17 protein-coding genes are annotated in these 23,493 nt (G+C 69.2%); 9 read left to right on the top strand and 8 right to left on the bottom strand.

Features of this window, described 5'->3' with window-relative positions; genetic code table 11:
- Nucleotides 1-83: 83 nt before the first annotated feature.
- Nucleotides 84-1,295, bottom strand: a complete 1,212-nt coding sequence (locus tag H9634_RS03450; protein ID WP_191725379.1) for a CaiB/BaiF CoA transferase family protein — start codon at nt 1,293-1,295, stop codon at nt 84-86.
- Between the two features lie 211 nt (nt 1,296-1,506).
- Here H9634_RS03450 and H9634_RS03445 point away from each other — a divergent pair, with 211 nt between their 5' ends.
- The 4 genes from H9634_RS03445 (at nt 1,507) to H9634_RS03430 (ending at nt 5,413) form a co-directional block, all read left to right on the top strand.
- Nucleotides 1,507-1,896: a hypothetical protein gene (locus H9634_RS03445; RefSeq protein WP_191725378.1), complete on the top strand. Its 390-nt coding sequence runs from the start codon at nt 1,507-1,509 to the stop codon at nt 1,894-1,896.
- Between the two features lie 75 nt (nt 1,897-1,971).
- A complete protein-coding gene (locus H9634_RS03440) occupies nt 1,972-3,195 on the top strand; it encodes an acetyl-CoA C-acetyltransferase (RefSeq protein WP_318244986.1) in 1,224 nt (407 codons plus the stop codon).
- Between the two features lie 435 nt (nt 3,196-3,630).
- Nucleotides 3,631-4,425, top strand: a complete 795-nt coding sequence (locus H9634_RS03435) for an electron transfer flavoprotein subunit beta/FixA family protein (protein ID WP_191725377.1) — start codon at nt 3,631-3,633, stop codon at nt 4,423-4,425.
- A gap of 37 nt (nt 4,426-4,462) precedes the next feature.
- Entirely contained in the window at nt 4,463-5,413 is a 951-nt protein-coding gene (locus H9634_RS03430; RefSeq protein WP_175293673.1) for an electron transfer flavoprotein subunit alpha/FixB family protein, read from the top strand.
- Between the two features lie 145 nt (nt 5,414-5,558).
- Here H9634_RS03430 and H9634_RS03425 read toward each other — a convergent pair whose 3' ends face one another.
- Nucleotides 5,559-7,019, bottom strand: coding sequence for an FGGY family carbohydrate kinase (locus H9634_RS03425; RefSeq protein ID WP_191725376.1), 1,461 nt, complete (start codon nt 7,017-7,019; stop codon nt 5,559-5,561).
- Nucleotides 7,020-7,075: 56 nt separating this feature from the next.
- Here H9634_RS03425 and H9634_RS03420 point away from each other — a divergent pair, with 56 nt between their 5' ends.
- A complete protein-coding gene (locus H9634_RS03420; protein WP_191725375.1) occupies nt 7,076-8,098 on the top strand; it encodes a YihY/virulence factor BrkB family protein in 1,023 nt (340 codons plus the stop codon).
- 156 nt (nt 8,099-8,254) lie between these two features.
- Nucleotides 8,255-8,716, top strand: a complete 462-nt coding sequence (locus tag H9634_RS03415) for a YtxH domain-containing protein (protein WP_191725374.1) — start codon at nt 8,255-8,257, stop codon at nt 8,714-8,716.
- Between the two features lie 135 nt (nt 8,717-8,851).
- Here H9634_RS03415 and cls read toward each other — a convergent pair whose 3' ends face one another.
- The 5 genes from cls to H9634_RS03390 all read right to left on the bottom strand — a co-directional run bounded on the left by cls (nt 8,852) and on the right by H9634_RS03390 (nt 16,957).
- On the bottom strand, nt 8,852-10,339 hold the full coding sequence (cls, locus tag H9634_RS03410; protein WP_191725373.1) for a cardiolipin synthase: 1,488 nt from the start codon (nt 10,337-10,339) through the stop codon (nt 8,852-8,854).
- A gap of 145 nt (nt 10,340-10,484) precedes the next feature.
- Nucleotides 10,485-12,122 (bottom strand): FAD/NAD(P)-binding protein, encoded by a 1,638-nt coding sequence (locus tag H9634_RS03405; RefSeq protein WP_191725372.1) that lies wholly within the window; start codon nt 12,120-12,122, stop codon nt 10,485-10,487.
- Between the two features lie 210 nt (nt 12,123-12,332).
- Nucleotides 12,333-13,421: a phosphate acetyltransferase gene (pta, locus tag H9634_RS03400; protein WP_191725371.1), complete on the bottom strand. Its 1,089-nt coding sequence runs from the start codon at nt 13,419-13,421 to the stop codon at nt 12,333-12,335.
- Between the two features lie 116 nt (nt 13,422-13,537).
- On the bottom strand, nt 13,538-15,217 hold the full coding sequence (locus H9634_RS03395) for an APC family permease (RefSeq protein ID WP_225210532.1): 1,680 nt from the start codon (nt 15,215-15,217) through the stop codon (nt 13,538-13,540).
- 336 nt (nt 15,218-15,553) lie between these two features.
- Nucleotides 15,554-16,957: an aspartate aminotransferase family protein gene (locus tag H9634_RS03390; protein WP_225210531.1), complete on the bottom strand. Its 1,404-nt coding sequence runs from the start codon at nt 16,955-16,957 to the stop codon at nt 15,554-15,556.
- Between the two features lie 351 nt (nt 16,958-17,308).
- On the opposite strand from H9634_RS03390, the gene ald reads away from it, so the two are divergent.
- On the top strand, nt 17,309-18,427 hold the full coding sequence (gene ald, locus H9634_RS03385) for an alanine dehydrogenase (RefSeq protein ID WP_191725370.1): 1,119 nt from the start codon (nt 17,309-17,311) through the stop codon (nt 18,425-18,427).
- Between the two features lie 212 nt (nt 18,428-18,639).
- On the top strand, nt 18,640-20,181 hold the full coding sequence (gene pdxR, locus H9634_RS03380; RefSeq protein WP_191725369.1) for a MocR-like pyridoxine biosynthesis transcription factor PdxR: 1,542 nt from the start codon (nt 18,640-18,642) through the stop codon (nt 20,179-20,181).
- A gap of 431 nt (nt 20,182-20,612) precedes the next feature.
- Here the strand turns inward: pdxR and xsc are convergent, their stop codons facing one another.
- Entirely contained in the window at nt 20,613-22,415 is a 1,803-nt protein-coding gene (gene xsc / locus H9634_RS03375; protein ID WP_191725368.1) for a sulfoacetaldehyde acetyltransferase, read from the bottom strand.
- A 202-nt stretch (nt 22,416-22,617) separates the two neighbouring features.
- On the opposite strand from xsc, the gene H9634_RS03370 reads away from it, so the two are divergent.
- Nucleotides 22,618-23,490 carry an IclR family transcriptional regulator gene (locus tag H9634_RS03370; protein WP_318244985.1) on the top strand — a complete coding sequence of 291 codons (873 nt, stop codon included), beginning with the start codon at nt 22,618-22,620 and terminating at the stop codon, nt 23,488-23,490.
- Nucleotides 23,491-23,493: the final 3 nt, after the last annotated feature.

The following is a 23,493-nucleotide window of genomic DNA, read 5'->3' as shown; positions in this document are numbered from 1 at the left end:
CATCCCGGTCTGCCGTGCGGACATGACAGCGGCCCACCGCCTCGGGAACGGTCAGCGCCCGAGGCGGTGGGCCGGTGGACAGGTTACTGCGCGTCTGCCTGCGGGTCGGCCGGCTGCTGCAGCCAGGCGCGCACCGCCTCGGAATCGGCACCGAGAGCCGGCGGGGCGAGGTCGTAGCTGACCGGGGTCGCCGAGAGCGTGATCGGGTTCCTCACCGTCGGGATGACACGGTCACCGGAGCCGGCGTCGACGACGGGTTCGAGGCCGAGGTCGGCGGCGAGCTGGACACCCTGTTCGATCGTGTTGATCGGCGCGCACGGCAGGCCGGCGTCGCTCAGCAGCGTGAACCACTCCTGCGCGGACTTCGCCGACAGCGCCTCGATGAGCAGCGGCTCGAGTTCGCGGCGATTGGCGTTGCGGTCGGCGTTGTGGGTGAACCGCGGGTCGTCGAGCAGCTCACGACGATCGATGACGGTGCACAGGATCTCGAACTGCCGGTTGTTGCCGACGGCGACGATGAGTTCGCCGTCGCCGGTGGGCATCGGCTGGTACGGGTACAGGCTCGGGTGCTCGTTGCCCATCCGGTGCGGCACGATGCCGCCGGCGACATAGGCGCTCGTCTGGTTCGCCAGGCCCGACAGGGCTGAGGACAGCAGGTTCGTGTCGACCTTCTGGCCCTCACCGGTCTGGCTGCGATGGCGCAGCGCGGCGAGGATGCCGATGGTGGTGTGCAGGCCGGTGATGACGTCGAAGATCGCCACACCGGCCCGATACGGTTTGCCGTCGGCTTCGCCGGTGAGGCTCATGAATCCCGAGAGCCCCTGGACGAGGAGGTCGTAGCCGGGCTGCGGGTTCTGTGGGCCGAAGCCGGTGACCGAGGCGTAGATGACCGCCGGGTTGGTCTGCACGACGGCGTCGTAGTCGAGGCCGTACTTCGCAAGCCCACCGGGCTTGAAGTTCTCGACGAGCACATCGGCGCGGCGGGCGAGTTCGTGGGCGAGCGCGAGATCGTCGGGATCCTTGAAGTCGAGGACGACGTCGAACTTATTGCGGTTGGCCGACAGGTAGTAGGTGGCGTCGTCGTCGCGGACCGGAGGCTTCCAGGCACGCGTGTCGTCCCCGCCGGGGCTTTCGACCTTGATGACGGTCGCGCCGAGATCGGCGAGCATCATCGTGGCATAGGGGCCGGCGAGCACGCGGGAGAAGTCGGCGACGACGATGCCGGCCAGCGGCCCGCTGCCGGTGCGTGCGAACGCCTGGTCGATGGTGCGGTTGTCCTCATGCGATGCGCTCATGCCCCTCGCCCTCCTGCCGCTGCGGCGTGCCTGCCGGCGCGGCCCTCGCCGTGCTGTTGCTCACAGCCACGGTAGCAAGTCGCCCACCGCGCCCGGCAGTCCGGTTCACGGCTGCGGCTGTTAGCCTGCCAAGCACACCCCGCCTGCCCGATCGGAAGCGACTCTGCGCATTCCGTCTGCCGCCCAGCCCTCGAAGCTCATGACGGAGCTCATGAGCGTCCTGCTCGCCGCCGCATGTGGGGCCGGCGGCGAGGTGGTCAAGATCCTGCTGCGCGGCGAGGACATCGCAGTCTCCTGGTGGCTGTGGCTGTGGCTGGTCGGAGCGGCTGCGGCCGCGGCGGTCGCAGCGCTCGTGTTCCACTCCCGAGGCGCCAGGCCCGCGATCCTGCCGTTCATCGGCAGTCAGAGGCTGGGTTTCGGTCTCGTGTGCCTCATCGTCATCGGCTATGGGCTGCCCGGCCTGATGGTGACCGGCTTCGATCCGCTCGATGCGGCGCTCACCGGCTTCCTCGCCGTCATCCTCGGGCTGCTGGTGCTGTTCCTGCTCAAGCGCTGGTTCTACGCTCCCCCGGACACCGCCGCCGGCGCTGACACCGACTGAGGCGAGAACCGCCTCGGCCACGGTGTGTCCGTGGGCCCGACTACTATGAGCCATGTCACCGTCGAAGGAGAACCCGTGTCCGAGCCCATCGTCATCTGCGAACCGCTGCGCTCCCCCGTCGGAGGCTACGGCGGCCAGTTCACGACCACCCCGCCGCAGGAGCTCGGCCGGCAGGTCGTCGCCGCGCTCATCGAACGCACCGGCATCGACCCCAGCGTCATCGACGATGTCGTCTTCGGTCAGTGCTTCCCGCACATGGAGGCCCCCGCACTCGGCCGCGTCGTCGCACTCGACGCAGGGCTGCCGGTCAGTGTGCCCGGCAGGCAACTCGACCGGCGCTGCGGCTCGGGCCTGCAGGCAGTCATCGACGCGATGGGCATGATCGCCACCGGCGGGGCTGAGGTCGTCATCGCCGGCGGGGCCGAGTCGATGAGCCGCGCCCCGTTCTTCAACGAGGAGATCCGGTGGGGAGTGCGCGGGCCCGGCATCGACCTCAAGGACAGCCTGACCCGCGGGCGCGTGACCGCGGGCGGCAAGAACCATCCGGTGCCCGGCGGCATGATCGAGACCGCGGAGAACCTCCGCCGCATCTACGACATCTGCCGTCAGGAACAGGACGAGCTCGCCGTCGAATCCCATCGGCGGGCCGCCACGGCGAGTGCCGCTGGGCGCTTCGCTGACGAGATCGTGCCGATTCAGATGCCGGCCACCCGCAAGACGGCAGCCTATGAGGTCACCGCCGATGAGCACATCCGTCCTGATGCCAGCCTCGAAAAGCTTGCGAAGCTCACCCCGATCCGCGCAAAGGTCGACGAGGCAGCGACCGTGACCGCCGGCAATGCCTCCGGCCAGAACGACGGTGCTGCCGCCTGCCTCATCACCACCGCCTCGAAGGCCGAGCAGCTCGGGCTCCGGCCGCTGGCCACGATCGTGTCGTGGGCTGTCGCCGGAGTCGATCCGGCCACGATGGGCATCGGCCCGGTCCCAGCGACCGCGCAGGCACTTCAGCGGGCAGGACTGCAGCTGTCAGACATCGACCTCATTGAGCTGAATGAGGCTTTCGCCGCCCAGACCCTGGCCTGCACCCGAGAATGGGGCTTCGGCACAGGCGACTTCGACCGCCTCAACGTCAACGGCTCCGGGATCTCACTCGGCCACCCCGTTGGGGCGACCGGTGCGAGGATCCTGGCGACCCTGCTGCGGGAGATGGACCGCCGGCAGGCCCGCTACGGGCTGGAGACGATGTGCATCGGCGGCGGGCAGGGCCTGGCAATGATCGTCCAGCGGGTCGGAGACTGAGCCTGGGGCGCGGCATGCCGCCCGCCTGGACCCGGCAGCCGGCGCGACCGGCTCCCCGCAGCCGGTGACCACCCCCTCGCAGCCGGTGACCACCCCTAGGGGCCAGTGACTGCTTCTTCGAAGCCGGTGACCAGCCATCACAGCAGGTGACCGAGCCGCCGGGCAGGCCGGCGGGGGCAGGTTTGGGTACCGCGGATGTGACATGAGATACTGGCGCTGAACGATCGATAAGTCGCCGCGTTCGAACCCGACTCCCCACTGTCGGATATGCTCACCCTCAGCAGTGACCCACGTCACTGGCCAGGGGAGTCGGACCAGGCCCAGGCGAACGGCCCCACCGCTGTGAAGTGAGACGGACGCCACTTGGTAACGTTAGAGAAGCGACGCCCTGTTTCGAGGGTGATCCTCGGTTCTCAGGAAGGATGAACTACCCACATGCGGATTGTCACTTTTGTCAAGTACGTCCCGGATGCTGCCGGTGACCGTACCTTCGAGTCGGACAACACCGTCGACCGCTCGGTCGACGGCCTGCTGTCGGAGCTCGACGAATACGCTGTTGAAGAAGCTCTCAAGATCGCTGACGGTGACAAGAAGGGCACGGAGGTCATCGCCCTGACCGTCGGACCCGACGATGCCGTCGACGCTGTGCGCAAGTCCCTCCAGATGGGCGCGAACAAGGGCGTGCACATCTGCGACGACAGCCTCGAAGCCTCCTGCGCTGTCGGCACCGCCAAGACCCTGGCCGCTGCCGTCAAGGTCGTCGAAGAGGAAGAGGGCCCGGTCGACCTCATCATCACCGGCCTGTCCTCGACTGACGGTGCGATGTCGGTCGTGCCGGTCATGGTCGCCGAGCTGCTCGGCCGCCCGGCCGCCACCCAGGCCTCGCACCTGGAGGTCGCCGGCGGAGTCGCCAAGATCCGCCGCGACGGCGACACCGCCTCGCAGTACGTCGAGGTGCCGCTGCCGGCACTCGTGTCAGTGACCGACCAGATCAACGAGCCGCGCTACCCGTCGTTCAAGGGCATCATGGCCGCCAAGCGCAAGCCGCTGGACGAGTACGACATCGAAGAGCTCGGCCTCGACGCCGGCGAGGTCGGCGCTGCCGGTGCCACCACCGAAGTCGTCACGCTGACCGAGCGTCCGCCGCGCACCGCCGGTGAGGTCATCACCGACGAAGGCGAGGGCGGCAACCAGCTCGTCGAGTGGCTGGCCTCGAAGAAGCTCGTCTGATCCACTATCTGAACGCAGAGGAAGCGAATACACACTTATGTCTGAAGTTCTCGTTCTCGTAGACCATGTGGACGGCGACGTGCGCAAGTCCACCTTCGAACTCCTCACCGCCGCCAAGGCACTCGGTGAGCCGACCGCACTGTTCATCGGCGATGCCGCCCAGGGCGAGGCCGCTGCCGCCAAGCTCGGCGAATACGGTGCCGAGAAGGTGCTCGTCGCCTCGGACCCGGCATACGACGAGTTCCTCGTCGGCCCGAAGGCCGAGCTGCTCGCCGAGCTCATCTCCACCCGCCAGCCGGCCGGTGTCCTCGTCCCGGCCAGCGCCGAGGGCAAGGAGATCGCAGGCCTGGCAGCGATCAAGACCGGCTCGGGCATCCTGACCGACGCTACCGGCGTTGCCGAGGGCTTCGTCGCCACCCAGTCGGTGTTCGCCGGCGGCTACACCGTCGAGTCGAAGGTCACCCGCGGCACCCCGATCATCGCGATCAAGCCGAACTCGGTGGCAGCTGAGCCGGCTGCCGGTGCGGCTGCTGTCGAGTCGGTCAGCTTCGCCCCGAGCGACGCCGCCAAGGCTGCCCGCATCACCGCCACCGAGGAGAAGCCGGCCTCCGGCCGTCCGCAGCTGACCGAGGCCGCCACCGTGGTCTCCGGTGGTCGCGGCACCGGCGGCGACTTCGCCCCGGTCGAGGCGCTGGCCGACGCTCTCGGCGCTGCCGTCGGCGCATCCCGTGCCGCCGTCGACGCCGACTGGTACCCGCACTCGGCGCAGGTCGGCCAGACCGGCAAGACGGTCTCGCCGCAGCTCTACGTCGCCTGCGGCATCTCCGGTGCGATCCAGCACCGGGCCGGCATGCAGACCTCGAAGAACATCGTGGCGATCAACAAGGACGAAGAGGCCCCGATCTTCGAACTCGCCGACTTCGGCGTGGTCGGCGACCTCTTCACGGTGCTGCCGCAGGCCACCGACGCGATCAACGCACGCAAGTGATGTGACCGTCAGGCCGGCTTCGCCTGGCCACCGGCTCACATGAGCAAAGGGCAGGTGCCGCACGGCACCTGCCCTTTGCTCATGCCTGGTCTCCATCAGCCCTTTCGCATGCCTGGTCCCAGCTCTTTCGCGTGCCCTCTCCGAGTCAGGCGGTGGCGCCGAGCGGGGTGATGGTGTGTTCGATGCCGAGGGCCTCCCATGCGGCGCGGGCGCACGAACGCAACCCGGCATCGGCCTCGGCGACAGGCACGATGGGCCGGTCGAAGACGATCCCCAGGATCCGGCAGATGCCGGGTGAGGCGGTCAGTCCGCCGGTGACCGGCAGCGCGGCGGACGGGTCCGTGCCGAGGGCATCGCACAGGCGCCCGAGATTGGCGGCGATCCCGGCGACCAGACCGGCGTAGAGATCGGCTGCGGTGGTCGCCGGCCGGATGCCGGTCAGGCTGCCGGTTGAGGCCGCGCTGCCGAGTGCCGGGGTGCGTTCGCCCGCCAGGGCGGGATCGCAGGTGAGGTCCTGCCACCGGCCTGCCGCCAGCGCCTGGTCCAGGGCCGCCTCGGCGGCGGCATGGGCGGCCGGCGTGTGCTCATCTCCAGCCGTCATCCCGAGCAGCACGCGCCGGCCCCAGGCCAGGGTGGAGCCGGCGTTGACCATCGCAGCGATCTCCAGCGTCCCGGCCGGGTGGGCCAGCCGGTGGACCTCCGAGGCGGCCCCTGCCAGCGGGCGCGGGCTGTGCGGGTCGATGTGGGCGACCCAGCCGGAGGTGCCGAGGTAGGCGTAGGCGGCACCCGGCGTGCTGCCGATGATCCCGTCGCTGGCAGCCCCGGCATCGCCGAGGCCGGTGACGACCGGAATGCCGGCCGCCGCAGCACCGAACCCGAGGTGGCAGGCGGCTGCCGGGGTCAGCGTGCCGATGATGCCCGGGTCGACGAGTTCGGGCAGCTGCCAGGCGGCTGCAGGTGTGCTGGCCAGTGGGCTCGGCAGCATCCAGGCATCGGCGGTGGCGTCGTAGAGCGAGGTGGTCGATGCGCTCAGCCGGTCGCAGGTGAGACGCCCAGTCAGGGCGAAGCCGAGGAACCCGGCCGCGCTGAGGGCGAGCGCCTCGATCTGGGCGCCGGGTTGGTGGCGGGTGAGCCACGCGATCTTCGCCGGCAGGCAGTCCGGGCCCGGTGTCGTCAGCAGGCGCGCTTCCCAGCCGGGGTCGGCTGCGCGCAGCTCGTCGAGCTCAGCGGCTGCCCGCGTGTCGGAGTAGAGGATGACCGGCAGCTCCTGCTCCCCTGCCGGGCTGCCGGTGAGAGGCACCAGGTCCTGCATCTGGCCGGTGAGCGCGATCGCGGCCGGCAGCTGCCCGCCTCCACCGAGGTGCCCGCCTCCACCGAGGTGCCCGCCTCCACCGAGGTGCCCGCCTGCACGCATGGCGCCCACCGCCTCGGCGACGGCCTGCCACCACTGGGAGGAGGACTGCTCGATCGCCCCGGTCAGCGGAGTGTCCGGGCCGCCGTGCCGGGTGTCGATCGCGGCCTGTGCCGCTGCGCGTGTGCGGCCGGTCGTGTCGATGAGCGCGGCCTTGAGGGTGCTGGTGCCGAGGTCGAGGCAGAGGACGTGCATGCTCGCCACTGTAGCGCTGCTGCGCAGGTCAGGGTGCCCTGCCGTAGACTCGGAGTGTGACCCGGAAGAAGAACTTGTCTCCAGCGGCGTGGCGCTATGTGTGGGAGCGGACGATCATGTCGTTTGCCCGCAGCCGGCGCACCGATACGGCAGCGACGCTGTCGTTTTACTTCCTGCTCGCCTTGCTGCCGGCACTCACCGCGATCCTGTCGATCCTCAACGTCTTCGGCGAGGGCCCAGACACGGTGTCGAAGGTGCTCAACTGGGCGCAGCAGGCCGGCGCCGGTTCGAACGTCACGCAGATGGAGGAGCCGCTGCAGGATCTGGCGAAGTCACCGGCCGGCGGGCCGTTCTTCGTCGTCGGCATCCTCGTGGCGATGTGGTCGGCATCGAAGTTCGTCAACGCCTTCGGCCATGCCGTCAACGAGATCTACGCGATGACCGAGGGCCGGCCGGCGTGGAAGCAGCGCCTGCAGACCTACCTCGTCACCGTCGTCGTCATCCTGCTCACCGTCGCCGCGGTGCTCAGCCTCGTGAGCTCGCCGAGCATCATCCTGCCGTTCGGGCTCGGTGAGCAGTTCGTCGCGGTGTGGGCGTGGGTGCGGTTCCCGCTGGCGGCGATCTTCATCCTGCTCATCACCACGCTGCTCTACATCGCCACGAGCAACGTCAAGCGCGCGCATGTCACGCTGTCGTCCCTCGGTGCGCTCATCGCACTGGTTGCCTGGGCGCTGCTGAGCGTGGGCATCTACCTCTACGCGGTCGTGTTCGGCGGCTTCGAATCGACCTACGGTTCGCTGGCCGGTGTGCTCATCGCGCTGTTCTGGGTGTGGCTGTCGAATATGGCGCTGCTGTTCGGGGTGCACTTCGACGCCGAGGTCGAGCGCGCCCGCCAGCTGCGCGACGGCATCCGCGCCGACGACGTCGTCCAGGTGCCCCCGCGCGACACCCGCCGGATCGTCTCTGATGCCCGGATCCAGGCCCGCATGCGTCGCAAGGCCCACGCTCTGTGGCGCAGCCGCGGAGAGACCGATGACGAGCCGGTTTCCGATCCCGAGGCACCGCGACCGCTTCCGTGACCGCCTGCGGGTGAGCACAGCTCACCCCACCTGGGATATCGCATCGTGACAGCACGGCTTGCCGGTATATGATGTCGGTAACAGCCTCAGCCAGTCATACCCGCCCGCGCGGGAGACAATGTGGCTTGCTGGAATCGACTCCCACAGGAGGGGATTATGAAGAAGCGTCTGACTCTGCTCGTTGGAATTGGCATCGGTTTCGTCCTCGGTTCGCGCGCCGGCCGCCAGAGCTATGAGCGCCTCAAGACCCAGGTCGAAGAATTCTGGCAGAACCCACGCGTCCAGGAGGGCGTCCAGCAGGCAACCGACACCGTCAAGGAGAAGGCCCCCGAGGTCGCCGAGATGGTCAAGGACAAGGCTCCTGAGGTTGCCGGCAAGGTCCAGTCCGCTGCCACCTCGGCGGCGGGTGCCGCACAGGCCAAGGCCGACGACGTGAAGTCGAATGTGCAGCAGAAGAAGGCTGAGAAGGATGCTCAGAAGGCAGCCGACAAAGCGTCATCGCAGGTTGAGAAGGATGCGAAGAACGCCGGTGCTGTCGAGGATCCGGTCGTCCTCAACGACGCTGTCGCCGATCCGTCGCAGGATCCCCTGGCTGAGGGCGGCAACCCGAAGCGCTGATTCCTGACGCGACACTGAAGCTGTAGTGAATGCGCGCCGGCATGTGCCGGCGCGCATTTGCGCTGTCTGGTGGGCTGGTTCCAGCTTGCCGCAGTCCGGCCCTCACGCTCGGCCCCGGAACCCGCCGGCCGCTGTTTACAACAGCGAGCTCGTCAGCCGGCAGACGTTCTCCAGGTACTTCTGTCCCGTCGAGCGCTCCATCCACTCCTGCCGGTCGACCTTGACGCTGTTGGCCCGGTAGTCGTCAGTCTCGAGGTCGTACATCTCCTGCGTGAAGGCGCGGTCGACGATGAACATCGAGACCTCGAGGTTCATCGCAAAGGATCTGGCGTCCATGTTCGACGAGCCGATGATCGTGACCTCGTCGTCGATGAGCAGGAACTTCGAGTGCAGCACGGTCGGCTCGTGGTACTGGAAGATCTGCACGCCGGCATCGAGCAGGTCGGCGTAGTAGGACTCCTGGGCCTTCTGCGTCACCCAGTGATCGCTCGTGGCCCCGACGTAGATGCGCACGTCGACCCCGGAGTGGGCCTCGGTGACGAGTGCGTGCATGAGCGACTCATCGGGTACGAAGTATGGCGAGCAGATGACGATCTGCTCATTGGCGTTGTAGATGAGGTGGTTGAACAGCCGCAGGTTGTTCTCCAGCTCGAAGCCCGGCCCGCTGGGCACCACCTGCGCCATCGCCCCGCCCTCGTGGATCGGGTCGAGTTCGGTGTCGAACTCCTCGAACAGGATGACCTCGGTCTCGGAGTACCAGTCGGAGGCGAACACGGCGTTGAGCTCGGCGACGATCGGGCCGGTGCAGCGCACCGACAGGTCCTTCCATTCGAAGCCCTTGCGCAGGTTCGCGCGCTTGTTGTACGAGCGGTGGATGACGTTCTGGCTGCCGGTGTAGGCGATCTCGCCGTCGATGACGAGGATCTTGCGGTGGTTGCGCAGATCCGGGCGCTGGTATTCGCCCTTCCACGGCCGCAGCGGCAGGCTGCGCCGCCACGGCACTCCCGAGGCGTCGAGCTCCTTGACGAGATCGGAATACCCGGGGTAGCCGAGTGAGCCGACGTGGTCGATGAAGATGCGCACCGTCACCCCGCGGGCGTGAGCGCGCAGCAGCGCGTCAAGCAGCGGCCGGGAGGCGTCGTCGATGGCGACGATGTAGAACTCGAAGTGCACGTACTTCTGGGCCTGATCGACCTCGCGGGCCATGTCGAGCATGCACTGGTGGTTGTCGCCTTCGAGGGTGAATTCATTGCCGTGGACCATCGGCAGGGCACCGAGTGAGTAGTTCAGCTGCGCAGCCGTTGACAGCGGCTCGGGCAGGTGGTCGTCGCGGCCGAGGATCGACTGGCCGCCGGTCTCATGTTTGATGAGCCGGTTGATCTCCGTCTGCATCTCCCGGCGCTTGCGCGGCAGCTTCGAGGACCCGAACATCCAGAATGCCAGCAGCCCGATATAGGGGATGAGGAAGACCGCCAGCAGCCAGCCGAGGGCCACCGACGGCTTGCGGCGGTAGGGGATCGCACCCAGCGCAACGACGCGGATGATGAAGTCGACGGCGATGAGCGCGATGATCACCCACAGCGGCCATCCCGGTTCGACGGGGATGAAGGTGAAGAAGTTCACCGCTCCATCCTACTGGCCGCCGCTGCGGCCGCGCTGGCGCATCCGCTGCCGCAGCAGTGGTCCCGGCCCCGAGGCCGTGGTCGCGGCCCCGAGGCGGTGGTCGCGGCCCCGAGGCGGCGGTCCCGTCCCCGAGGCGGTGGCCGCCTCAGCCCAGACTGGCGACGATCCGGGCGGACCACACCTCGGGTTCGGGCAGGACGGCCCGGTTGAGGGAGTCATTGCCGATCGTCCAGTCCTCTGTCGCCCGGCCGATCGCCGAGAGCCCGCGCACCGGCTGGCCATCGGCGCCGACGAGCTGGAGGGACTCGGTGACCTGGATGCCGCGCTGGACGGCCGGTTTGGCGACGATGCCCTCGGCGATGAGCGAGTCGATGACCTCGGTGCGGGCGTGCACCGCGCCGGGCGGGGCGAGCACGGCGAGCACGTGCAGGTCCGGGTGGCCGAACATGTGCGCGGCCTCCTCCCCTGGTCCTGGGCTCATCATCTCCAGGTCGATGACCCCGGCGCGGATGAGAGCGAGCAGCTTCTCGGCATTCACCAGCGGCGGGCCCTCGGCAAAGCGCATGAGCTTCGCACTCAGCGCCAGGAACTCCTCCCACTGGGCCGGGTCGTGGGTGCGGAAGGACAGCACCTCACGGATCCGGGGCAGCAGACCGGTCCAGGCCTGGCCGAGGGCGCACTCGGCATCGGGCGCCTGCAGGCCGCGGGCGATGAGCACCGAACGCTCCAGGGCGGCCTTCGCCGAGGTCGCCAGACCCGGACCCCAGCCGGACTCGGCGGTCTCGTCGATGACAGCGACCACCTCGGCGCCGGCGGGATCCTCCCATGCGCCGGGCCGGCCGATGAGGATGTCGGCTGCCAGGTGGCGCAGCGCGGCCGCCACCTCGCGCGGGCTCGCATCGTCGGCGAGTGCGGCGGCGTGATGGCCGGTGAGCTCGTCGAGGTCGGCCTGCTGCTGGCCGCCGTCGGCAGGAATGTAGATGCTCGGCGGCTTGGCGTTGTAAAAGCGGCCGGACAGGCAGGTCGGCAGCAGCACCGGCTCGGCTCCGCAGGCGCGGTAGATGAGGTCGCCGGTGACGACGTTGCGTTCGAAGTGCCCGCAGCGGTTCTCGGTGACCATGAGCGCGAAGTCGATGAACGTCAGCGCCGCCCCGCTGGTGAGCACCCGCTGGCCGGGTGAGATGCGCGCGACGGTGGAGTAGTCGTCGTGGCTGAGTGTGCGGGTCTCGTCGTGGACGTCACGGGTGGTCAGCGGCCGGCTGTGGCGGCGAGCGTGGCCGGTGGCCAGCAGCACTTCGTCGTACGGTTCCGGCACCTCGGGCCCGGCGTGGACCTGCCAGCCCTCAGCCGCGCAGCACAGCCGGCGCACCCGCGCGGGCACGACGGTGACGGTCATCGACTCGGGCAGCTCGGCGACGACGGTCTCGAACGCCCACGCGAGGTAGGCGCCGATGGCTGCGCGCGGCGGGAACGGGTCGAGGCGGTGTTCGGGGGCGTGGACCTCGGCCCATGCGGAGAAGGACTTGCGGGCCTTGCTGGCGGCGGCACGGGAAGCCGGCCAGGCGCTGACGATCGCTGAGGTGACGTTGAGGACGAAGCAGCTGGGCTGGTCGGTGCGCCAGATGCGCCCGGCACCTGGGGTGTCCTGTTCGTAGATGTCGACGTTCAGGTGCTGCTGGCCGGCAGCCGGGTGGTCGCGCACAGCTGCCGACAGGCTTTCCAGGGCGTAGAGACCTCTGGGGCCTCCTCCGACGATCGCAACTCTCAGTGCTGTGGAGTTCACGGGTCTCTCGCAATCTGCGTGGCGACGCTGCGGCCGGCGCCGACCGGGCGCTCAAGTGTCAGCTGGTGAACGAGCTGCTGCACTCCTCAGCCTACAGGCGTCGGCTGACAAAGACATGAGCGTGAGACGAACGGGCGGCGACGCAGGCAGCACCTCGCAGCCCGAGTGCGCGGGCAGATACGTCGACGGCGCACGGCCGGCAGTCGGGGCCTAGTCCGCGGCGTGCTGGGCCTGCACGGCGGTGACGGCGACGGTCGTGACGATGTCCTCGACGGTGCAGCCGCGGGAGAGGTCGTTGACCGCTTTGGCCAGGCCCTGCAGGACCGGGCCGACGGCCACCGCGCCGGAGGACTGCTGGACGGCCTTGTAGGTGATGTTGCCGGCCTCCAGGCTGGGGAAGATGAGCACGTTGGCCCGGCCTGCGACCTCGTCGCCAGGCAGCTTCTGGGCGGCGATGTCGGGGTGGACGGCGGCGTCGTACTGGATCGGGCCGACGACCGGCAGGTCCGGGTGGGCCCGGCGCACTGCGGCGGTCGCCTCGCTCACGGCGTCGACGGCATCGCCCGTGCCCGAGGTGCCGGTCGCGTAGCTGAGCATCGCCACCTTGGGTTCGAGACCGAAGCTGCGGGCGGTGGCGGCGGATTCGGCAGCGATCTCGGCCAGCTGCTCGGGCCCGGGCTGCGGGTTGACCGCGCAGTCGCCGAACACGAGTGCGCCGTGGCCGAAGAGCATGAGGAACACCGAGGACACTGAGGCGACCCCGTCGCGGGTGCCGATGACCTCGAGTGCCGGGCGGATGGTCTCGGCGGTCGTGTGCCGGGCCCCGGAGACGAAGCCGTCGGCGTGGCCGAGTTCGACGAGCATCGTCGCGGCATAGGCCGGGGCGCTCACGCGTTCGGCGGCCTCGGCTTCGCTGATGCCCTTGTGCTTGCGCGCGGCGTAGTAGCCGGCGGCCAGCTCGTCCCTGAGCTCCTGGTGCTCATCGGCGTGCAGGTCGAGGGTGCGCACGCGGTCGAGGTCGAGGGCGATGTCGTGTTCGACGGCGAGCGCGGTGATCGCCGCGCGCTCACCGAGGATGGTGAGCTCGCAGAAGTCGCGGTCGGTGATGCGTGCGGCGGCGGTGAGCACGCGCGGGTCGTCGCATTCGGGCAGGATGATGTGCTTGCGGTCGGCGGCTGCCTGATCGATGAGGCCGGTGAGGAACCGCTCGGGGAAGTCGCCGGGCGACGTCGCTGCGCTGGTCTCCGCGGCCGGGGACGAGGCCGAGGTGACGGTCGGCTGGGCTGGTGCGGTGGTCATGGTGGCCGGCTCCCTTCCGGTGTTTGCGGGCGCACTCGGGGCACCGGCCGGCCGGGATCGCTCCCGGCCGACCGTGCCGTGCGGTTGTGGTGGTGTGCTGGTGTGAGCTGGGTGTGTCAGCTGGTCGTCGTGCCGGGCGACGTGCTGGTCGTTGCACCAGTCGTCGTGCCGGCCGACGTGCCGGTTGGGCGGCGCAGGAACTCCGGGCGCGGCCCGCCGAGCACGGCCTGATCGACGTAGTCGTCGCTGAGCGTGCGGTTGTGGCCGCGGCGCAGGAAGTAGAACACGACGCCGACGAGGATCCAGATGCCCATCGCGATCATCGACGGCAGCGTCAGCTGGGCCGGTGAGCCGGGCACGAGCAGCAGCAGGCAGAAGGCGATCGCGACGACGACACCGGCAGCGGCCATGAGCTTGCGCGGGGTCGAGCGGGCGCCTTCGACATCGGCGTGGTCCTCCTGGTGCGACCAGCGGAAGAGCTTGAAGGCGCACGAGCACGTGTAGAGGAACGCGAAGGTGAAGCCGATCGAGGCCATGTCGACGATCCAGCTCAGTGCGGTGCGCCCGAACCACGGGGCGACGAGGCAGAAGGCCATGACGAAGAAGATGCCGATGTGCGGGGTGCCGTACTTGCGGTGCACGCGGGAGAACACCGCTGGGATCATCTCCGCCCGGCCCATCGCCAGCAGCACGCGGGAGCCGGAGACGAAGAAGCCGTTGAGACCGGTGAAGATGCCCATCGAGGCGGCGATGACGAGCAGCACGAGACCGAACACGCCCATCGAGGCCATGATCGCATCAGCGGTCGCCCACACATGGTTCTCGCCCATGAGGTCCTGCCACGGGTAGGCCGAGGCGGTGGCGAGGATCATCGCGCAGTACAGGAACGTCGCGGCCAGCAGCGACCAGACGATGAGGCTGAAGGCCTTCTTGGCGGGGAAGTCGAACTCCTCTGCCGCCTGCGGGATGTTGTCGAAGCCGATGTAGGCCCACGGCGCGATCGCGACGATCGCCATGATGCCGGCCAGCGGGTTGATGTCGGGGTGGAAGACCGGGTCGACGTTCGACAGCTGCCCGGCCGGGGAGACGATGACGCCGATGAGCACGACGACGACGGCGGTGACCATGATGACGCAGAAGATGAACTGCGCACGCCCGGAGAAGCTGGCCCCGGAGATGTTGATGAAGGCGAAGACGACGAGCGCGACGGTCGCGATCATCACCTCACCGAAGTACACATCCCAGCCGGCGACGCTGTAGAGGTAGCCGAGTTCGGCGACCTGCGGGAACACGCGCCTGCCGAGCAGGGCGAGCGCGGAGGCGTTGAGGGCGACGATCGAGGTGTAGCCCAGGGTCATGAACCACGCGCAGATGAAGGCGTGTGTGCGCCCGAAGCCCACGAGCGTGTAGGCGAACGCGCCGCCGGAGACGGGGAAGGTGCGGGCGAGGAAGCCGTAGCTGACGCCGACGAGGATCATGAGTCCACCGCCGATCGCCAGGCCGAGCAGTGCACCCATCGGGCCGGCAGCGGCCATCCAGTCCGTCGGCAGCACGAACGCGCCCCAGCCGACGGCTGAGCCGAGCGCGATCGCCCACACCCAGTGCGGTTTGAGGTTCTTCTGCAGGCGGGTGATCTCGCCGGTGTCGGCTGGGCCTGCCGGGTTGCCGGCTCCTGCGCTCGTCGCGGCTCCTGCGGTGGTCGCGGGGGCGGCCGCAGCCTGTCCGCGCGTCGCTGCAGCGGAGGCGCCGGGGCCGGTCGCTCGGGTGGTGCTCATATTCGGGTCGCGGGCAGTCATGCGGGCGACCTCCTTCCGTTCCGTGGGGTGATGTCGGGTGCGGGTCTCGGCCGCTGTCCAGCCTGCCGGTCCACACCCTCATCACCTGCGTGATGTGCATCACTGTGCCGGCCACATTACCGACACCTGCCGCCGGGCTTCAGTGCCAGACGGCGACCATTCGCTGGGTCCACGCCACCGCCTCGGCGACGGGCCCAGTCCAGGCCCAGGCCAGCCTCCAGTCCAGGCCAGCCCAGTCCAGACCAGCCCCAGGCCAGGCTGCGGGGCAGCCTGCGGGGACGCGGAAGGGGAGGGACGCATGCGCCCCTCCCCTTCCGGCGCACCATCGGGTGCCGGTCAGCCGATCGCGGCTTCGACGTCGCTGAGCATGCCGTCGATGCCGTGGACGAGTTCGCTGAGCTCCTCCTCGCCTGCCACCAGCGGCGGTGAGACCATGAGCATCGTCGCGCCGCGGTCGTCACCGCGCAGGATCACGCCGGTGCGCTCGAAGGAGGCCGGCAGGATCTCGCGCAGCACCTTGAGCGATTCCTCGTCGGTGAACTCGCGGCCGGAGTCGCGGTCGGCCATGAGCTCGAGGGCGTAGAAGTAGCCGGTGCCGCGGACGTCCTTGACGCTGCGGTGGGCTGCGGCGAGCTTGTCGAGGTCGGCGCGCAGGCCCGGCCCGCGGCGCTGCACGTTGCCGAGCACGTCCTCATCGCGCATCGCCGAGATGTTCGCGTGCGCCACGGCGGTGGCGACGGGGTGGCCGCCCCAGGTGGCGCCGTGGGTGAACACGCCGCCCTGCTCGGAGGCGTAGAGCTGGTCGACGAGCTCCTCGCGGGCGATCATGCCGCCGAGCGGCGCGTAGCCCGAGGTCGAGCCCTTGGCGAAGGTGATGATGTCGGGCACGACACCGGTCAGTCCCTCGCCGAACCAGTAGCCGAGGCGGCCGAAGGAGCAGATGACCTCATCGGAGACGAGCAGGATGCCGTACTTGTCGCAGATCGCGCGCAGGGCCTTCCAGTAGCCGTCCGGGGCGACGAGGGCACCGCGGCCGTTCTGGACCGGCTCGGCGAAGATCGCCGCGATCGTCTCCGGGCCCTCCTCCTGGATGACCTTCTCGTAGGCCTGGATGATGTCGAGCTCTTCGGCCGGGCCGCAGTCGCCGGTGTAGCCGAGCGTGTTGGGCACCGAGCGCACGCCGTCGAGCAGCGGCTCGAACGGGGCCTTGATCTTCGGCAGCTGGGTGACCGACAGCGCACCCATCGTCACGCCGTGGTAGGCCATCTCCCGGGAGATGAACTTGGTGCGCTGCGGCTGGCCCTGGCTGCGGTGGTACTGGCGGGCGAACTTGATCGCCGTCTCGACGGCCTCGGAGCCGGAGTTGACGAAGAAGGTGGTGCCCAGGTCGCCGGGGGCGAGCTCGGCGATGAGCTCAGCGGCAGCCACGGCCGGCTCGTGGACCATGCCCCAGTTCGAGGCGTAGGCGAGCTGGTGGATCTGCTTGGCCCCGGCCTCGGCAATGTCGGAGCGGCCGTGGCCCATGTTGACGCAGAACAGGCCTGCGAGCCCGTCGAGGTAGCGCTTGCCGTCGGTGGAGATGAGGTGGCAGCCCTCCGCCCGGGTGAAGACGGGGAAGTCGGCGTCGCGCTGATCGCGGCGCGTGAAGTGCTGGAACAGGTGGCGGCGGGCGCTGTCGCGCAGGCGGCCGGTGTCGGTTCTCGTCGCCGAGGTGGTGGTTGACGTGTCCATGGTCGTCATTGCGTCTCCTTGCTGCTGGGCAGGTGCGGCAGGTGTGCCGCGACTTCTGCTGGTGGCACTGGTGCGCGGGCTGGGTCGGCGCTGACCGTGCCCGTCTGTCCCTCGAGCCTAGAGACCGGCGTCACAGTGTGGGAGGGCCAGATGCCGACGACTTCGGGGATCCAGGGTGGACCCCTCATGCGGGCATCATCTGGTGCTGGCGCAGACGCCGGCTGAGGCGCACGCTTCGAAGAGCAGGTGCCGTTCAGCGCTGAGCGGCACACCCGCGCCCACGCCTCCGGCACGGGCGCCACCCCAGTCAGCGCCTGTGCCCCGGGCACGGCGGCCACATCCCAGACAAGGAGGATCCGCATGAAGATCGGCGTCCCGAAGGAACTGAAGAACAACGAGCACCGGGTCGGATCGACCCCTGCCGGTGTCCACGAACTCGTCAGCCGCGGCCATGAGGTCGTCGTCGAATCCGGTGCCGGCGCAGGCTCGGCGATGACCGATGAGGACTTCCGCGCAGCCGGGGCGACGATCCTCGCCACCGCCGACGAGGTGTGGGAGGCCGCTGAGCTCATCCTCAAGGTCAAGGAGCCGGTGGCTGAGGAGTTCCACCGGATGCGGCCGGGCCAGGCGCTGTTCACCTTCCTGCACTTGGCCGCCAGCGAGGAGTGCACGCGTGCGCTGTTGGACAAGCAGGTCGATTCGATCGCCTATGAGCTCGTCCGCTCCCCGAACGGTACGCTGCCGCTGCTGTTCCCCATGTCCGAGGTCGCCGGGCGGCTGGCACCGCTGGTCGGCACGCAGGCGCTCATGAGCCCGGCCGGCGGGCCCGGCAAGCTCATCGGCGGGGTCTCCGGGGTCCGGCCCACCCGCGTCGTCGTCATCGGTGCCGGCGTCTCGGGCATGAACGCGGTCGCGGTGGCCGTCGGCCTGTGGGCCGATGTCGTGCTGCTGGACAAGGACATCGACAAGCTGCGCGCAGCCGACCGGATGTACCAGGGCCGCATCCGCACCGTCGCCTCGACGGCGTTCACGCTCGAGCAGGAGGTGCTCGAGGCCGACCTCGTCATCGGCTGTGTGCTCATCCCCGGCTCCCGCGCCCCGAAGCTGGTGACCAATGACATGGTCCGGCGGATGAAGCCCGGTTCGGTGCTCGTCGACATCGCCATCGACCAGGGCGGCTGCTTCGAGGACTCGAAGCCCACCACGCATGCGGATCCGACGTTCACCGTCCATGACTCGATCTTCTACTGTGTGACCAACATGCCCGGTGCGGTCGCACACACCTCGACGGTGGCGCTGAACAACGTCACCAGCCCGTACGCCACGCTCATCGCCGATCACGGTGTCGCCGAGGCCGCCAAGCGCAGCGACGCGCTGCGCGCCGGCCTGTCGACCTACCAGGGCGCGCTCACCAGCCCGCCGGTCGGTGCCGACCTCGGCATCGAATCGGTCACCCCTGAGGAGGCGCTCGGCATGTGAGGCTGGCCGGCCTCATCAGGACGAGGCCGGCCAGCACAACACCGGGTACACCGCACCTCTGCCCGCAGGGGCGCCGTCCAGCCTGCAGTCAGGCGATGCCGCGGCGGCGTGGCTGGCATAGACTGTCAGCCACGCCGCCGCACCGGCCTGCCCGCTCCGGCACGCCTCCTGCGGCGGGGCGTCACCGCTGACGGCAGGCACAGGAGGGACCGATGGCCGAAACGCTCATCCGCATCGACCCGTCCTCGCCCATCGCCCTGTACCGGCAGGTGCAGGAGGCGATCGTGGCCGGCATCGCCGCCGGCGTCTTCGATGTCAAACGCCGCCTGCCCAGCTCCCGCGAGCTCGCCGCCGAGCTCGAAGTCTCGCGCAACACCATCAACCTCGCCTACCAGGAGCTGCTCGCCCAGGGCCTGCTCATCAGCCAGGAGCGGCGCGGGATCTTCGTCAATCCCGACCTGACCCCCGACCAGCTCGAGGCCTTCACCACCTCGGCGGCGGACACCAGGCCCGAGGCGCCGGTCGCGCGGATCGACTGGGCCGCCCGCCTGGCCCCGGCCGGGGATGCCAGCCTGCCGGAGCTCATCAAGCCGCCGGACTGGAGCGAGTACCCGTACCCGTTCCTGCCCGGGCAGATCGAGCTCGCCCAGTTCCCGGCCCGCTCGTGGACCCGGTGTTTGCGCGAGGCGCTGTTCCAGCCGCACCTGGCCCATGCGCTGCAGGACTCCGCCGGCTGCGATGACGACATGCTCGTCGAGATGATCCGCACCCGGCTGCTGCCCTCGCGCGGGGTGCATGCGCAGCCCGAGGAGATCATGATCACGCTGGGCACCCAGCACGGCCTCGACCTCATCGCCGAGGCGCTGCTGAAACCCGGTGACCGGGTCCTCATGGAGGACCCCGGCTACCTCGACATCCGGCACATCATGACCCGCCACCAGGCCGAGATCGGCGAGATGCCCGTCGACGCCGACGGTGCGATCGTGCCCGCCGACCTCGCCGGCGTGCAGGCGGTGTTCCTCACCCCCAGTCACCACCATCCGACGAACGTGACGATGTCGATGGACCGGCGGCAGGCGGCACTCGAGGCGGCCGCCGCCTCGGGCACGGTCGTCGTCGAAGACGACTACGATGCCGAGTTCCGCTACTCCGGCCAGCCCTCCCCCTCGCTCAAGGCGATCGACCCGAGCGGCGACGTCGTGCACCTGGGGTCGTTCTCGAAGTTCCTCGCCCCGGGCCTGCGGCTGGGATTCCTCGTCGGGCCCGCCGAGCTGGTCGCCGCGCTGCGCCACTCGACGCGGTACACGGTGCGGCATGCGCCGGGCGTGCTGCAGCGGGCGATGGCGCTGTTCCTCGATTCCGGGGACTATCACCGCACGCTGCGGCTCAACCGGGAGCGGATGCGCAAGAAGTTCACGCTCATGTGCGAGGGTGCCGCCGAGCTGCTGCCGTTCGAGTCGCGGTGCCGGTTCCCGTCCGGTGGGATGAGCCTGTGGTTCGAGGGTCCGGCCGAGCTCGATGCGCGCGTACTGCAGGAGGCGGCCTGCCAGCGCGGGATCCTCGTGGAACCCGGTGACTACTTCTTCGCCGCAACTGCGGAGCACGGGTTCGGCTCGCGCGAGGTGCCGGCGCACCCGGGCGGGATCGAGCGCTACCCGTGGGCGACCCTGCGGCTGGGCTACGCCGCGATCCCGACCCGGGCCATCAGGCCTGGGCTCGAGCTCCTCGCCGAGGTCGCCCGCGAAGTGCTGTAAAGGCTGGGGCTGCCGTCGCAGCCGGGGCGCGGTAGCCTGGGCAGCCGGGGCGGCGGGGGCGTCGCGGCCGGGGCGCCGCAGCTGGAACGCCGTGATTGGGAAAGTTAGTAAAGTTATTCACGTTTTTCGCGCTTCAAACCGTCAACAACTTTGCTAACTTTTCCCGACGAGCGGCCGGATCGGGCCAATGCCGCCGCCAGACGCCGCCATCCCCGCTAGTCGCCGGCGGTTGCCGTGGCTCGCCTACCGCGGGAGCAGGCCAGGCAGCGGCGCGCATAGAAGAGGCGCAGCGCCGGCCCCCTTGACGGGAGTCGGCGCTGCGCCTCAGGTGCGTCAGCGGGACCGCGCGGCCCAGCAGTCGGTCACCGGCTGATCACACGTGGTCGCTGCTTCAGCACAGGGATCACACGGAGTGGATCGCACCGAGTGGATCAGACGTAGTCCTTGTACTTGTCGAGCAGGCGGACCGGCTTCTTGAGCGCGTCGCGGCGGAACGGGTCGCCGAGCTCACGGTTGCACATGATCTCGATGACGGTCGTCTTGCCTTCGTTCATCTGCGCATCGATCGCGGCCTTGAGTGCGGGGCCGACCTCGTCGAGCTGGTCGACGGTCACACCCTCGGCGCCCATCGCGCGGGCGATCTCAGCGAAGGAGTCGGTGTCGATCTCAGCAGCCACGAAGCGGCGGTTGTAGAACTCCACCTGGTTCTTCTTCTCCGCACCCCACTGGCGGTTGTGGAACACGACCGCGGTGACCGGGATGTCGTGGCGGACAGCCGTCATGACCTCGACCATCGACATGCCCCAGGCGCCGTCGCCGGCGTAGGCGATCGCCGGGCGCTCCGGGCAGGCCTTCTTGGCGCCGATGATCGTCGGCAGGGCGTAGCCGCAGTTGCCGAACGACATCGGGGCGAAGAACGACCGCGGCTCCTCGAAGCGCAGGTAGGAGTGCGCAACCGAGTTGATGTTGCCGATGTCGGTCGAGACCATGACGCGCTCGGGCATCGCCTCTTCGAGGGCGCGCAGCACCTGGCGCGGGTGCAGCCAGTTGCCCTCTTCTTCCTCGGCTTCGGCGATCATGTCCTGTGAGAAGTCGTCGCGCTCCTCGGTCCACTCCGAGAGCTCCTTCTCCCAGGCGTCCTTCTCGGACCGGATCCGCTCAGCGCGCTCGTCCTTGGTCTTGTCCGAGGCGACGTCGAGGTTATTCAGCCGCTCCAGCAGTGCCGAGGCTGCCTGCTTGGCATCGCCGAGCACGCCGACCTCGATCTTCTTCACCAGTCCGAGCATGTCGGCATCGGCGTCGACCTGGATGATCTTGGCGTCCTCCGGCCAGTAGTTCAGGCCGTGCTGCGGCAGGGTGCCGAAGGGGCCCAGACGGGTGCCGAGGGCGAGGACGACGTCGGCGTCCTTGATGAGCTTCATGCCGGCCTTCGAGCCCTGGTAGCCCAGCGGTCCGCACCACAGCGGGTGGGAGGCGGGGAAGGAGTCGTTGTGCTGGTAGGAGTTGACGACCGGGGCGCCGAGGCGCTCGGCCAGAGCCTTGCACTCCTCGACTCCATCGGCGAACACGACGCCGCCGCCGGAGACGATGACGGGGAACTCCGCCTCGGCCAACAGCTTGGCGGCACGGTCGAGGGACTCGGGGCCGCCGGGGCCGCGGTCGATGACGGCCGGTTCGCGGATCTCGGTCTCGATCTCGCCGTAGAAGTAGTCGCGCGGGATGTTGAGCTGGGTCGGGCCCATCTCCGCCTTGGCGCGGTCGAAGCAGCGGGCGGTGAACTCGGCCATCCGGGCCGGGTTGGACACGTGGCCCTGGTACTTGGTGAACTCCTGGAACATCGGCAGCTGGTTGGCTTCCTGGAAGCCGCCGAGGCCGATGCCGTTGGTGCCGGCCTCCGGAGTGACGATGACGACCGGGCTGTGCGCCCAGTAGGCGGCGGCGATCGCGGTCACGCAGTTCGAGATGCCCGGGCCGTTCTGGCCGATGACCACGCCGTGGCGGCCGGAGGCGCGCGAGTAGCCGTCGGCCATGTGGGCCGCGCCCTGCTCGTGCACGACGGGCACCAGCTCGATGCCGGCCGGGGCGAAGATGTCCATCGCATCCATGAATGCCGATCCCATGATGCCGAAGATCGTCTCAACGTCGTTGGCGACGAGGGTCTCGACGAAGGCCTCCGACGGCGTCATTCGCTGTACGCCCTTGACGACCTCGCGTCCTGTCTTGGTCGAAGCCATTGCTCCCGACCTCCTTCTGGTCCGTGAACTCCAATGTTCCCGATAACGGAACAGTCTGTTCCGATTACTGTTGCGTGCTTCACTCTAGAGACCGAGCACCCCACACGTCAACACATATTCCAAAATTGCGAACAGTCTGCAATACTTTTCGAGACAGAACGTTCGCTGGCGTCGCCGATCCGGGGCGCAGACTGGAGGAATCGTGAGCACCGCAGAGATCGTGGGGACCGCCGCCCATCCCGCCGCCGAGGCGGTGGAGACCGGCCGCGGACTCATCGGTGACACCCCGGTCCAGCGGCATCTGTCCCTCCTCGAGCTCATCGCCACCCGTGAGACGCCCTCGACCCTGCAGGGCCTGACCGAGGAGACCGGCCTGCCGAAGCCCACCCTGCACCGGATGCTCCAGCAGCTCGAAGACGCCGGCATGGTCCTGCGCGACGGCGACGGCCGCCGGTTCCGCACCGGCCCGCGGATGCGGCGGATGGCCGAACGGACCCTGCTGACCGATGTGCACTTCGGCAACCGCAACCGGATCCTCGCCGAGCTCGTCGCCGAGATCGGCGAGAGCTGCAACATCACCGCCCTGTCCGGTCACGAGGTCGTCTACCTCGACCGCGTCGAGACCACCGAGCCCCTGCGCGTGACCCTGGCGCCCGGTTCGCGCGTGCCGGCCCACGCCTCGGCCTCGGGCAAGCTGCTGCTCTCCCAGCTGCGCCCGGCTGCCCGCCGCCAGCTGCTCGGCACCGCCCCGCTGCGCAGCTTCACCCCGAACACGATCACCGATCCCGAGGCGGTCGAGGCTGAGGTGGCGCGCGCCGCCGAGCTCGGCTACGGGATCGACGACGAGGAGTACCTCGCCGGGCTCGTGTGCGCCGCCGTGCTCATCCCGGATCCGTCCGGGATCTCGAACCTGTGCGTGGCCGTGCAGGCCCCGGCCCTGCGGCTGAGCACCGCCGACTGCGTCGACCTGGTGCCGGTGCTGCGCCGGGCCGCCGAGCAGATCGCCGCCCACAGCCACCCGACCGACGACAGCAGCGCCGATCAGGGCAGCGACGATGCTGCCGCGACCACCTGAGGA

Origin of the sequence: Brevibacterium gallinarum, from assembly GCF_014836885.1 — a bacterium.
GTDB classification, from domain to species: Bacteria; Actinomycetota; Actinomycetes; order Actinomycetales; family Brevibacteriaceae; genus Brevibacterium; species Brevibacterium gallinarum.
Note: the sequence above shows the minus strand (reverse complement) of the source record. Positions and strands in the feature narration are given on the sequence as shown.